The following is a 13,411-nucleotide window of genomic DNA, read 5'->3' as shown; positions in this document are numbered from 1 at the left end:
TAAAATAGTTAGCAGCATGCTTTAGGAGATTCTGAACTACACTCCTTCGTCGCTATCCAGAATGACAACGCCCAACTAATTTGGGTTCAAATACCTACTAATAACTTTAACCAATTATCAACTAGCTCAGGTATAGTAAGACTCCTACTCGTTCGTAGGAATCACTGCTCCTCTATTGAGCAAGTAAGTCACTAACAAGTAGATGGGTAACCGTGGATAACCGCTGTTATAAAGAGATATAACCGTTAGGAATCAAATTATGTCGCAACAAGTTGGCTTGCGTATGGTAGCAACACTTGAGGCTTCAAAAGGAATATTGGCCGCTATCGTCGCGTTGGGCATCCATACTTTATTTAGTCATGACGCACACCAAGTTGCATTGAATTTGGTTAAATACTGCCACCTTAATCTGATTAATTATTATCCCCACATGTTTATAGACAAGGTTGGCTCATTAACACCAGACAATATAGGCATGATAACCGTATTAGTTTTAGCTTATAGCTCTATTCGGTTTATCGAAGCCTATGGTTTATGGAAGGCAAAGACGTGGACAGAGTGGTTTGCTTTTCTAAGCGGTACTATTTATTTACCTTTTGAAATTTATGAAATGATAAAACAAATCGATGTTTTGACTGTTGGGGCATTTGTCATCAATATTATTATTGTGGCTTATATGGGCTATATTTTATTCCAACCAAAAATCAAAGAATCGTATCAATCAAGCTAGAATAATAAAGTTTGTAATCGATCCTGTGATGGCTGGAACAGATTCTTTGTAACAGCCACTCGTAATATGCCGTTCTAAACACTCATCAAGTTCTATAATAAATCGGCTCATTTCCTAATGCTGAATTCGAATCAGCATCGTTCAATTTTTACTATCTTATTACTGTAAAGCACACCAAATCTATAGCTTCATCAACTTGCTATGAGCAATAAAAAACCACCTCATTCTTACAAACGAGGTGGTTTTCTTTTTCTTATTTCTTATTTCTTATTTCTTATTTCTTATTTCTTATTTCTTATTGCCATGCTTCATTGAATCTAACGCCACAGCAAAGATAATAATTCCGCCTTTGATGATGTACTGCCAATATGGGCTTACACCAATGTAGGTCATGCCGTAGTTAATCACGGTAAAGATTAATACGCCAGTCACTACGCCCATCACAGTACCGACACCACCGGCAAAAGAAACCCCACCAACCACACAGGCAGCGATGGCATCTAGTTCATACATGAAACCCACGTTATTGGTCGCACTACCGATACGTCCTGCTTCTAACATGCCGCCAAAAGCATAGAAAACACCTGAAATAGCATAGATTTTTAGCAATGTAATTGGAACGTTCACGCCCGATACTTTTGCCGCGTCTGGGTTACCACCAATGGCGTAAATATTTTTACCAAACACGGTTTTATTCCACATGATCCAAACAACAATCATTGCAGCAATGGCGTAGAAAGTAATGTAGGAAAGCCTAAAATCACCTAACCGGATAAAGCCTTGTGCAAAGGTTGAGAAACGCTCATCAAAACCGGCGATAGGCGATGCGCCAATAGAGTCAAAGTACAAAGAGTTGATACCGTATACGATGATCATGGAACCTAACGTGGCAATAAAAGGGGTGACCTTCATGTACGCCACAATAATACCGTTCACTAAACCAATTAATGCGCCAACAATACACACCATAACAATAACGGCTACGATTGGCATTTCACCTAATTGTGGAAATACTTTGTTCGCGTTATCGGTCGCTTGTAGCAAACTGGCCGAAAGTACCGCGGCCAAACCGACTTGTCGCCCTGCCGATAAATCGGTTCCTTGAGTAATAATTAACCCGGCAACGCCCAGTGCAATAATCACACGAACAGAAGATTGAGTTAAAATATTACTTAAGTTTCTTAGACTTAAAAATGATGGCTCTTGAATAACAATGATTGCCAAAAGAATAAACAGTACGCCGTAAATACCGCCTGCTTTAATGTATTTTAAACTATGTGCCTTTAAATTTTCCATGGGTTATCCCTTACAGATAAAGTGCCGCTAATTCTAATATTTCAGTTTGAGTCGTGTTTTTGGTTTCCACTATTCCAGCGGCGCGACCATTACTCATAACAAGGATACGATCGGTGATACCCAATAATTCGGGCATTTCGGATGAAATAATAATCACACCTTTATCTTTATTCGCCAGATCGAGGATCAGTTGATAGATTTCAAATTTAGCGCCAACATCAATGCCTCGTGTTGGTTCATCTAGCATTAAAATCTCTGGCCCCGTCAGCAACCAACGACCAATAATCACTTTTTGCTGATTACCGCCCGATAGCGATCCAATGGTTGTGCCGTGAGACGGCGTTTTCACCCTCATGGCATCGATCACCCATTGAGTATCGGATTTCATTTTAGAATTACTGAGCAAACCAGATTTGGTTTTGTACTGCTCAACGTTTGCGACAAGGGCGTTAAAGGTAATATCCAACTCACCATAAATCCCAGTTGAACGTCTTTCTTCTGTTACCAACGCAAAACCATTTTGTATTGCTTCGTGCGCATCTTTATTACGCATCAATTTATCGTGTAATAAGATTTCGCCACTCAACTTTTCTCTGACACCAAAAATAGTTTCAACAATATCGGTACGGCGAGAACCCACCAAACCAGCAATGCCAAGGATTTCACCTTTACGCAGCTCAAAGCTCACATCTTGAATAGACGGTTGGTTTAATGCGGTTAAATTTTGAACATGAAGAATGGTTTCTTTAGGGATATTGGTTTTTTCTGGGAATCGGTTGGTCAGCTCACGCCCAACCATCATGCCAATAATAGAATTCATATCGAGCCCAGCAAGAGGCCTTGTTTCGACCCACTGACCATCTCGTAAAATGGTAATATCATCGCAAATGGCAAATATCTCTTCCATCTTATGAGAGATATAAACAATACCGCAGCCTTTTTCTTTGAGCTTATTGATGATTTTAAAGAGATGGCTGACTTCTTTTTCACTTAATGATGAGGTTGGCTCATCCATGATCACGATTTTAGCGTCATAAGAAAAAGCTTTCGCAATTTCAACCATTTGCATTTGAGATACCGATAAATTGCCCGCTTTCTCTTTCGGGTCAATATTGATATCAAGTTCTTCAAATACCGCTTTCGTATCATGGTACATTTTGTCATGATCGACAAAAAAACCTTTGGTTGGATAACGTCCTAGCCAAATATTATCCATTACCGTTCTTTGAAGCACTTGGTTAAGCTCTTGGTGAACCATCGAAACACCGGATTCTAGAGCTTCTTTTGAAGACTGAAAGTTGACGTTTTTACCCAGGAAAACGATCTCACCTTCATCTCTTTCATAAATACCAAATAAGCATTTTAATAACGTCGATTTACCCGCGCCATTTTCACCCATTAAAGCATGAATAGAATGAGGCCGAACTTTTAAGCTCACCTTATCTAATGCTTTCACCCCTGGAAACTGCTTACTAATCCCTGTCATTTCCAGTAAGTAAGAATCTTGTTTCATATCCATAATCACACTCAAATTAATATTGCTAATCGATAAGACAAAAGAAAAGACCAACCAGATTCAGTCAGCCTTTCTTTTAATTTTTAGCGTCTATTTGATGCTGATAGTCAGTCGTTAAAGATCTAACTTCAACGACCCCAAATCATTATTTCAGAGTGCTTTTGTCAACCGCAACATAAGGAACACGGACCACTTTTCCGTCTAATTTCCATTTTGTGCCTTGTGTTGCAGGCTTACCTTGTGCAAGGTTACGAGCAATTTCAAATGTCGCTGCAGCTTGTGAATCAGCATCATTTAGTACCGTACCCGCCATTTCACCTGATTTCACAAGTGCAACCGCTTCGGTTAATGCATCCACACCAAATACTGGCAGCATCGTACCGGAGGCTTTTAATGCTTCCACTGCGCCCATTGCCATTCCATCATTGTTGGCAATAACCACTTCGATATTCTTACCGTTTGGACCTGCAAGCCAAGCATCCATTTTATCTTTTGCCATGGCCGCATCCCACATGGCAGTATCAAGTTGCAGTTGCTCCGTTTTAAAACCTTCATCGTTTAAGGTTTTAACAACGTAAGTAGTACGTGCTTCTGCATCCGGATGACCAGGTTCACCTTTTAGCAATACGTATTGGATCACGCCATCTTTGTTTAAATCCCAATCTGGATTGGCTTTCCATTGCTTAGCAATCATTTGGCCTTGAATAATGCCCGACTCTTTAGAATCAGTCCCTACGTAATAAGCTTTATCGTAACTTGCCATCGCTTTAGCAGACGGTTCTTTGTTGTAGAACACAATTGGAACGTCATCAAATTTCGCTTTTTTGATCACGGCAGGCGCCGCAGCTGGATCAACCAAGTTAATCGCCATCGCTTGAACGCCGCGAGCTAACATGACGTCGATCTGATCATTTTGCATAGATTGGTTGTTTTGTGAGTCATTCATTAATACTTTGACGCTTGGATCTTTCGCAGCATTCACTTCAAGTGCCTGTCTTACAACAGACATGAAATTGTCATCATATTTATAAACGGTAATACCAATAGAGGTTTCAGCCAGTGCATTGGTTGCGAATAACAACCCAGAGGTAATAGCTGCAGCAAGTACGATTTTTTTCATGTAGGTATCCTATGTTTCATTATTTTTATTGTGAATAATCCATTTCACTTGGGTTCGGTATGCTTAATACCACCTTGAATGAAAACGTTTACCCAAGCGAGGTTAAACTGAATATGAGAATAAAAAAATGAGGCAGTTAACAGTTTGTTGCTTTTTTTAGTTTTATGGATGGATATGTGAAGTGGTTAGCACTTTAACTCACTTCCGTGAATCAATTGAAACGAGCACATCAATATTCGTGATAACAAAACGGGTAATGAGAACGATAACACTGACATAACGACCATTGTTTAATCCTATTATGTCCCAAATGCCATATCATTAATCCAACAATCCTTTATGGATACTTTGTATCGACGTGATTTTTATAATGTAATAATGGTATAAATATCGAATAACAATAATATTCAATACTCTCCCATGAAAGGAACGGATTATGACAAATATTGCCTTCATCACAGGCGCAACATCGGGTTTTGGTCGTGCGGCGGCACGTCGTTTTGCTAAAGATGGCTGGTCGCTCGTGCTATCAGGTCGCCGTATTGAGCGTTTACTCGAACTCAAAGAAGAATTAAGTGACGTTCCAGTCCATATAGTTCAATTAGATGTACGTGATGACCAAGCGGTCGCAACGGCAGTGGCGGAATTGCCAGCAGAGTTTGCTCAAGTCAAGGCTCTGATTAATAACGCAGGTTTAGCGTTAGCACCACAAAGTGCAGAAAAAGTGGATCTCAAAGATTGGCATACGATGATCGACACCAACGTGACAGGCTTAGTCAATGTCACGCATGCTTTATTACCAATTTTAATTAAGACAGGTGCTGGATCTACTATCATTAACGTTGGCTCAATTGCGGGTCAATGGCCTTATCCGGGTAGCCATGTTTATGGCGCGAGTAAAGCCTTCGTCCAGCAGTTCAGTTATAACTTACGTTGCGATCTACAAGGAACGGGTGTGCGCGTGACCGATATCGCACCAGGCATGGCTGAAACCGAGTTTACGTTAGTACGTACTAACGGCGATCAAACCGCATCGGACAATCTTTACAGCACCACCACCCCACTGAGCGCGGAAGATATTGCCGAGCAAATGTTCTACCTTGCCACGTTGCCAGATCATATCAACATCAACCGTTTGGAAGTAATGCCAACGCGCCAAGCTTGGGCGGGATTTTCAGTAGACCGCGATTAATCATCGACGACATTAATATAAATAGAACACAATAAAAAACAGCTTGAGCAAATTTCGTGCTCAAGCTGTTTTTGTATGTTGCTATTCTTGTCAACGCCGAGATTAGTAACTACTTTGATTCATCTACAGCATTAATTGGATTATGCTAGCTGTTGTGATCGATAAGCAACCAAACGCCAGCGGATCACGTCAATCACACAACATAGAAGTAAGCTACACCCCATTAGTGGCAGCGCATAACCAAATATCACCGCAAATACAATAACCAACACTTTCGCCAGAGGGGCTAATGCTAACCACGCTTCGACTAATGTTTCGTTCGTGTTTGCAGCCATAGGACGACGTTTCCACCAAATAACGTAACCCCAAGCGATAACTGTACATAAAGAAATACCAAATACAGCAAGGATCAGTTGATTCGGCCAGCCAAATAATACGCCCATATGCGCATCGATTCCCCAACGGATCAGCTTGGCGACAATAGAAAAATTCTTAAACTCAGCGTGATCAATCACGGTCATTGAAATGGGTTCAACCGATACAGAATCCACTTGCGTGGGCCACGATCTATCCACCTCACTCACAAGCCAAGCTGTATTATTTTTATATGAGGGCACAATTTCTATCTTGCCAGCATCAATTCCAGACTGACGAGCCGCAGCCAATACACCATCAAATTCTGAATCCTTAATATCCACCGCTTTAGATGCTGTATTAGCCGCTTTAGATCCCATATTAATTGGTAATTGTCGGGAAACCGATGGTGTCACCCAGCCAATAGAATTACGCCATTGTGAAATATTACCACCCGCCCACTTTGACCATGTTAGGCCTGTCGCCGAGAAAAATATTAATCCCAAGCTGATCCAAATTGCCACTTTGGCATGTCGAGATCGATATTGCGCATAAGAGCCCGATTTGGACTTGTTATTGAAACTGCGGCGTTGCTGCCACCATAAAAAGATCCCACCAAGCGCGGCGATCCACATCCATGAGGCCGCTAGCTCACTGTAATAACGGCCAACAGGGCCAAGTAATAAATCGGTGTGTAGAAAATCAATCGCAATGCGAAGTGGTAATACACCGCTGGTACCATAACTGGCTAATTCCCCTTTGATCTCAAGTGTCACCGGATCCACGAACACCGTTCTTAATCGAGCTCGATCAAGAGTAGGATCAGTAAATAAAACACGCGTCGTTTCACCAACTGCTGGCGCAGGGCGTACCGATTTAATCATCAGTGGCTCTGGCAAACTGTGTCGCGCAGCAGCAATCTGAGCACTTAATGCCTGAGGCTCCCCGTGACTTGTTGTCGTCAATTCTTGATGATAAATCGCTTGTTCAATCTGCGGGGTTAACACATAAAGCGTGCCAGTCAATGCCGCCATAAAAATGAATGGACCAATAAACAGGCCAATATAGAAATGTAAGCGCTTAATAAAGGCACTTACTCCTCGGTAGGGATTGATATCATTTACTGTCATTTTGATTCTCAAAAAATGATTTAAGCCGGCATGAAACAACCAGCAACGCGAAAATTTAAGGGAGCAAAATGTAACATAAAAGTAAGGGGTTTGTTGAATGGTAACTTGTGAGATTGCTTTCTAAATATGGCTGCAAAGTAAGCATAAGAGACGATATTTCTAGAAAAACAATGGTTAAATCAATAAAAATCGAACAAAAAGCTGCAACTCATGATCACAAGTTGCAGCTTGATTTAACGTATGGGATTTTGAGCTATAAAAGGCTATCTATATCCATTTCCATTTCAGCGGCTGAATACGTTGGAGAATAACGCTCAATAACATTGCCTTCTCCATCAACCAAAAACTTAGTGAAGTTCCATTTCAGTTCACCATCATCAAAGATTTGATCGATTGAAACTAGCTTTTCGATTAACGCTAAACTTCCATCATTGGTTTTATCATCTGAGCGTTCTGTTTTTAAATACTTGAATAGTGGATCAGCATCAGGACCATTGACATCAATCTTGGCGAAGTTAGTGAAAGTAACACCAAAGTTTATAGAACAGAATTCCGCAATACCCGCGTCATCTTCTGGTGATTGCTGCAAAAACTGATTACATGGGAAACCAAGCACCTCAAAGCCTTTATCTTTACGGCTTCGGTATATATCTTCCAAGCCTTCTAGTTGTGGCGTTAAACCACATTTAGTCGCAATATTCACAATCAGCAATGCTTTCCCTTTATACTGCGACAAAGAAACCATTTCACCTTGTGCATTTTTCACTTCAAAGCTATGTACGTTCATTATTTTCTTCCTTTTAATATAAACATTCATTTCAACTACCACTTTAGGGTAGTTCTTTACCATTATTGATTTGAATCAGTATCCGCGATCACAAATTTAGCATTATAGATGTAATTTAATTACAAGTTGGGCTGATTTATGACCGAAGTAAGTGCAAACAAAACCAAAGTTGTCATCATTGGTAATGGTATGGTGGGACACCGTTTTATTGAGGATCTCGTTGAAAAAGGCGACCTCAATCAATTCGACATCACTGCTTTTTGTGAAGAACCTCGTGTTGCCTACGACCGTGTTCACTTATCGTCTTATTTCTCCCACCACACCGCCGATGAGCTTTCACTGGTTAAAGAAGGTTTCTACCAAAAGCATAATATTAACGTGCTGATTGGCGAACGTGCGATTAACTTTAATCGTGACAATAAAACCGTCTATTCTAGTTCTGGCCGTGAAATTCAATACGACAAACTTATTTTAGCAACCGGCTCTTATCCTTTTGTTCCGCCAATTAAAGGCAACGAAAGCAAAGACTGCTTTGTCTACCGTACTATTGAAGACTTAAAAGCGATAGAGGCAACCGCGAAAAAAAGTAAAAGCGGTGCCGTTATCGGTGGTGGTTTACTTGGCCTTGAAGCCGCTGGTGCATTAAAAGCATTAGGCGTGCAAACTCACGTGATTGAATTTGCCCCGGTTTTAATGGCAGAGCAGCTTGATTTACAAGGCGGCTTACAACTGCGCAATAAGATTGAACGGATGGGCGTGCAAGTTCACACCAGTAAAAATACGTTAGAAATCATTCCTCAAGGCGAAACCGCACGTAACACCATGAAATTTGCAGATGGAACGGATTTAGAAGTCGACTTCATCGTTTTCTCTGCTGGTATTCGCCCACAAGATCGTCTATCTCGTCAAGCGGAACTGGAAATTGGTCCTCGTGGTGGTATCGCCATTAATGATAGCTGCCAAACATCTGATCCTGATATTTATGCGATTGGTGAATGCGCGTCTTGGAATGGTGCCTTCTTTGGTTTAGTCGCGCCTGGCTATAAAATGGCGCAAGTCACGGTTGATCAAATACTCGCTTTTTCTAGAGAAACCACATCCGATAGCCAATTTACGGGTGCCGACATGAGCGCCAAGCTGAAACTGCTTGGTGTAAAAGTGGGCAGTATTGGCGATGCAAATGGTCGCACACCCAACTGTAAAAGCTTTGTTTATCAAAATGATGAGCAAGATGTGTATAAACGTTTGATCGTATCAGCCGACAATAAAAAATTATTAGGTGCGGTACTCGTTGGTGACACTTCTGACTACGGTAATCTATTGCAGCTTCATTTAAATGATATGGATTTACCCGAGCATCCTGATGCGTTGATCTTGCCGGCTCATGCTGGCGGTGAAAAACCATCAATGGGCGCCGATGCACTTCCCGATTCCGCAGTAATTTGTTCATGCTTTGATGTGACTAAAGGAAAAATTGCCGCCGCGGTTGCTGAAGGTCATACCACCCTTGGCGATATAAAAATGGTCACTAAAGCTGGTACAGGTTGTGGTGGTTGCGTTCCAATGATCACTCAAGTGCTTAACGCTGAACTCGCCAAAGCCGGCATCGAAGTGAAAAACGATATTTGTGAGCACTTCGAATATTCTCGCCAAGAATTGTTCCACTTATGTCGCGTTGAAGGCATCCGTTCATTTGACCATCTTCTTGAAAAGCATGGCCATGGTTATGGCTGCGAAGTATGTAAACCGACCGTAGGTTCTATTTTAGCCTCTTGTTGGGGCGATCATATTTTGAAACCGCAACACGTTGGCCTGCAAGAAACTAACGATAGCTTCTTAGGTAACATCCAAAAAGACGGCACATATTCCGTGATTCCACGTATGGCGGGCGGTGAAGTGACACCACAAGCTTTAATCGTGTTAGCAGAAGTGGCGCAAGAATATAACTTGTACACCAAAGTCACTGGCGCGCAACGTATCGGCTTATTCGGAGTGCAAAAAAATGATTTACCACAAGTGTGGAGCAAACTGATCGCTGCAGGTTACGAAACGGGTCAAGCCTACGGTAAATCTTTGCGTATGGTGAAAACCTGCTTAGGCCAAACGTGGTGTCGTTACGGCGTACAAGACAGCAGCAGTTTAGGATCACTATTAGAGCATCGTTACAAAGGCATTCGTTCACCGCATAAAATGAAATTCGGTGTGTCGGGCTGTACTCGTGAATGTTCTGAAGCACAAGGTAAAGACTTAGGTATTATCGCCACCGATCGTGGTTGGAATATGTATGTGGGTGGTAATGGCGGCACGATTCCTCGTCATGGAGAGTTATTAGCCTCGGACCTTGATCAAGAAACACTGATCAAATACATCGATCGCTATTTGATGTTCTACATCCGTACCGCCGATAAATTGCAACGTACTGCGACTTGGTTGGAGAGTCTAGAAGGCGGCGTTGATTACCTACGCAAAGTCGTCATTGACGATACGCTTGGTATTAATGAACAACTGGAAAAAGATATCCAAGTTCTCGTTGATGCATATCGTTGTGAATGGCAAGAAACCTTAAATGATGATGCACAACTAAAACGTTTCGCTCACTTCATTAACAGTGATGAACGTGATGATAACGTCGTTTATGTCTCAGAGCGTGAGCAACACCGCCCAGCGACATTTACAGAAAAATTCCCGCATCTTAAAGGTGATATTCTGCACACTGACCTAAAAACCACCACGGAGGAAGTGTAATGACTGCTCAACAAAAAGCAAAAAAATCAAGCTGGATTAAGGTATGCCAACTCAGTGACATTACACCAAAAACTGGCGTATGCGCTTTAGTGAATGGTCAGCAAGTTGCCATCTTCCGTCCTCGTTTTGATGAACAATTATTTGCCATCAATAACATGGATCCCTTTTCACAATCGAACGTATTATCACGCGGTTTAATTTGCGAGCATGATGGCGAGCTTTGGGTGGCAAGCCCACTGAAAAAACAACGCTTCAACCTTGAAACTGGCGTTTGTATGGAAAATGAAGCGATGAATGTAGCCACTTATGAAATACGCGTTAACGGCAGCCAAATTGAAGTGAAAGCGTAAATAAAAATAACGCATATACCCAAAGTAATTGAAGTTACAGTGAGGCGGCAAGTAAACGACAGCAGTTTTAATACCCATAGCGATTTAACTTAAAACTAAATCGCTATCAATATTCAAACTTTAATTTTTATAGGTATTAATCATGTATACAGATACGATCAAAAAATGCTCGAACAACGCGGAGCGAATTGTAAAACTGGCGGATAGCAATCCACTTGGCTTTTGGATTAGCTCAGCAATGGCCGGTGCTTATGTCGGGATCGGCATCATTTTAATCTTCACTTTTGGCGCTCTGGTGGATCCTGCTATTCGTCCTCTTGTGATGGGCGCAACGTTTGGGATTGCATTAACCCTAGTTATCATTGCAGGCTCTGAGCTTTTTACTGGCCATACTATGTTTTTAGCTTTTGGCGCGATTACTGGTCAAATTAGCTGGAAAGATAATCTACGAGTATTGCCTCAAACGTGGCTAGGAAACTTAATCGGTTCTGTATTTGTCGCGTATCTTTTCCTCCTTGCTGGCGGTGGTAATCTTCTACCTGATCCAAAAAGCTTTTTACACGCTGCGGCTCTTGGTAAAACGATGGCACCCGCTAGCGTACTTTTCTTCAAGGGCGTATTGTGTAACTGGTTAGTTTGTCTCGCGATTTGGATGTGCCAGCGTGTTGAAGGCACTGGTAAATTCATTGCTATTTGGTGGTGTTTATTGGCGTTCATCGGCGCAGGTTTTGAGCACTCGGTTGCCAATATGACTATTTTTGCGTTGTCTTACTTTGGCAATCATTCAGATGCATTCACCATGGCGGGTATCGGTCATAACCTACTTTGGGTATCGCTTGGTAACATCGTTTCTGGCGCAGTATTTATGGGATTCGGTTACTGGTTTGCAACGCCAAAAGCAGAGCGCCCAGTGTTTGAGAAAACGGCTGAAACGACCACTCAAGCCATCAAAGCATAATGATTTAATCTGAGTTTTGGGTTAAGAATATCCATACTATTCAATACATCAATTTCATCTTTGAAGGCACATTATGACGACTCAATCATCTCAAGCTTTTGTTTCTCTTGTTGGCGCAGGTCCTGGTGATCCTGATTTGCTTACCATGAAAGCCTATCGCTTAATTCAGACAGCCGATGTTGTGCTCTATGATCGCTTGGTATCGGATGAAATTATGGCGCTGGTCAATCCTGCGGCTGAACTATTGTTTGTCGGTAAAAAGCTTAATCATCATTGTGTACCACAAGACCAAATCAATCAGATCTTGGTCGACAAAGCGCTCGAAGGGAAATATGTCGTGCGCTTAAAAGGTGGCGACCCGTTTATTTTTGGTCGTGGTGGCGAAGAGTTAGAAACATTGGTTGAACACAATATTCCTTTTGATGTAGTTCCGGGGATCACTGCAGCATCCGGTTGCAGTGCTTATGCGGGTATTCCGTTGACTCATCGCGATCACGCACAAAGTGTTCAATTCATCACGGGGCATTTAAAGTCTAAAAATCAGCAGCAAGAAGGGCAAGATATTCAGTGGCAAAGTCTCGCCAAAAATAATCATACCTTGGTATTTTACATGGGCTTAAAACAAGCGCCTGTTATTCGCCAAAACCTTATTGCCAATGGTTTATCCACCAACACACCTTGCGCCATTATCGAACGTGGCACCACGCCGCAGCAACGAGTATTAACCGGAACATTATCGGAATTAGATAGCATGGCAGAACAAGCCATTAGCCCATCGTTGATTATCGTCGGCAGTGTGACCAGTCTGCATGATAAATTGGCTTGGTTTAAACAGCCTAAAATCTAAGTAAATGTGATTAACTTAAACCAATAGCGTCGCAAGTTCGACCGCACTCTTCGCATGAATATAGGTGGTATCATACAAAGGTACCACCAACAGCCTTTACTAAACTTTCTTTATTAGGTTTGGATAGCTTTTTTATTCTGATTTCTTCTTTTAGTGCTGCACTTTTGCCATCAACTGATATTGACCACACTAACTCTAATGGCCCTTTCCCACGTAAGTACTTGGCTCCTTTACCAGTTTGATGTTGAGCAAAACGGCGCTCTAAATCATTAGTAATTCCACAATACAAAGTGTTGGCACGCGTACGGATAAGGTACACGTGCCATTGTTTTAGAGAGAGGTTTGGCGCGCTAACTGAAGAAGCCATTAATCAATAATAAGCGCTT

The 13,411-nt window shown here is 41.8% G+C and carries 12 protein-coding genes; 6 read left to right on the top strand and 6 right to left on the bottom strand.

Annotation, left to right across the window (positions count from 1 at the left end; all coding sequences use genetic code 11):
* Positions 1 to 259 precede the first annotated feature (259 nt).
* The gene (locus FH976_RS13815) at positions 260 to 730 is read left to right on the top strand and encodes a DUF2127 domain-containing protein (RefSeq protein ID WP_194091421.1); all 471 of its coding nucleotides are present in this window, start codon (positions 260 to 262) and stop codon (positions 728 to 730) included.
* 288 nt (positions 731 to 1,018) lie between these two features.
* Here the strand turns inward: FH976_RS13815 and mglC are convergent, their stop codons facing one another.
* From mglC to mglB, 3 genes are all read right to left on the bottom strand, one after another.
* On the bottom strand, positions 1,019 to 2,026 hold the full coding sequence (gene mglC, locus FH976_RS13810) for a galactose/methyl galactoside ABC transporter permease MglC (RefSeq protein ID WP_194091420.1): 1,008 nt from the start codon (positions 2,024 to 2,026) through the stop codon (positions 1,019 to 1,021).
* 10 nt (positions 2,027 to 2,036) lie between these two features.
* On the bottom strand, positions 2,037 to 3,545 hold the full coding sequence (gene mglA / locus FH976_RS13805; RefSeq protein WP_194091419.1) for a galactose/methyl galactoside ABC transporter ATP-binding protein MglA: 1,509 nt from the start codon (positions 3,543 to 3,545) through the stop codon (positions 2,037 to 2,039).
* Positions 3,546 to 3,687: 142 nt separating this feature from the next.
* Complete coding sequence (gene mglB / locus FH976_RS13800; protein ID WP_194091418.1) at positions 3,688 to 4,662, bottom strand: galactose/glucose ABC transporter substrate-binding protein MglB; 975 nt, start codon at positions 4,660 to 4,662, stop codon at positions 3,688 to 3,690.
* Between the two features lie 436 nt (positions 4,663 to 5,098).
* Between mglB and FH976_RS13795 the strand changes: the two genes are divergently transcribed.
* The gene (locus FH976_RS13795) at positions 5,099 to 5,854 is read left to right on the top strand and encodes an SDR family NAD(P)-dependent oxidoreductase (protein WP_194091417.1); all 756 of its coding nucleotides are present in this window, start codon (positions 5,099 to 5,101) and stop codon (positions 5,852 to 5,854) included.
* A 140-nt stretch (positions 5,855 to 5,994) separates the two neighbouring features.
* Here the strand turns inward: FH976_RS13795 and FH976_RS13790 are convergent, their stop codons facing one another.
* Together FH976_RS13790 and FH976_RS13785 are read right to left on the bottom strand one after the other, a co-directional pair.
* Positions 5,995 to 7,338 carry a PepSY-associated TM helix domain-containing protein gene (locus FH976_RS13790; protein WP_194091416.1) on the bottom strand — a complete coding sequence of 448 codons (1,344 nt, stop codon included), beginning with the start codon at positions 7,336 to 7,338 and terminating at the stop codon, positions 5,995 to 5,997.
* Positions 7,339 to 7,591: 253 nt separating this feature from the next.
* The gene (locus FH976_RS13785; RefSeq protein ID WP_194091415.1) at positions 7,592 to 8,125 is read right to left on the bottom strand and encodes a glutathione peroxidase; all 534 of its coding nucleotides are present in this window, start codon (positions 8,123 to 8,125) and stop codon (positions 7,592 to 7,594) included.
* A 138-nt stretch (positions 8,126 to 8,263) separates the two neighbouring features.
* Between FH976_RS13785 and nirB the strand changes: the two genes are divergently transcribed.
* From nirB to cobA, 4 genes are all read left to right on the top strand, one after another.
* Positions 8,264 to 10,870 carry a nitrite reductase large subunit NirB gene (gene nirB / locus FH976_RS13780; RefSeq protein WP_194091414.1) on the top strand — a complete coding sequence of 869 codons (2,607 nt, stop codon included), beginning with the start codon at positions 8,264 to 8,266 and terminating at the stop codon, positions 10,868 to 10,870.
* Positions 10,870 to 11,220: a nitrite reductase small subunit NirD gene (gene nirD / locus FH976_RS13775; RefSeq protein ID WP_194091413.1), complete on the top strand. Its 351-nt coding sequence runs from the start codon at positions 10,870 to 10,872 to the stop codon at positions 11,218 to 11,220. The genes nirB and nirD overlap by 1 nt, the downstream gene beginning before the upstream one ends.
* 142 nt (positions 11,221 to 11,362) lie before the next feature.
* Positions 11,363 to 12,178 (top strand): nitrite transporter NirC, encoded by an 816-nt coding sequence (gene nirC, locus FH976_RS13770; RefSeq protein WP_194091412.1) that lies wholly within the window; start codon positions 11,363 to 11,365, stop codon positions 12,176 to 12,178.
* 73 nt (positions 12,179 to 12,251) lie between these two features.
* Positions 12,252 to 13,025, top strand: a complete 774-nt coding sequence (gene cobA, locus FH976_RS13765; protein ID WP_194091411.1) for a uroporphyrinogen-III C-methyltransferase — start codon at positions 12,252 to 12,254, stop codon at positions 13,023 to 13,025.
* Positions 13,026 to 13,095: 70 nt separating this feature from the next.
* Here cobA and FH976_RS13760 read toward each other — a convergent pair whose 3' ends face one another.
* Positions 13,096 to 13,392, bottom strand: a complete 297-nt coding sequence (locus FH976_RS13760; RefSeq protein ID WP_194091410.1) for a GIY-YIG nuclease family protein — start codon at positions 13,390 to 13,392, stop codon at positions 13,096 to 13,098.
* Between the last annotated feature and the right edge of the window lie 19 nt (positions 13,393 to 13,411).

Source organism: Vibrio hibernica (assembly GCF_015223435.1).
Lineage (GTDB): Bacteria > Pseudomonadota > Gammaproteobacteria > Enterobacterales > Vibrionaceae > Vibrio > Vibrio hibernica.
The sequence above is the reverse complement of the archived record's forward strand: the minus strand, read 5'-3'. Positions and strand labels throughout refer to the sequence as shown.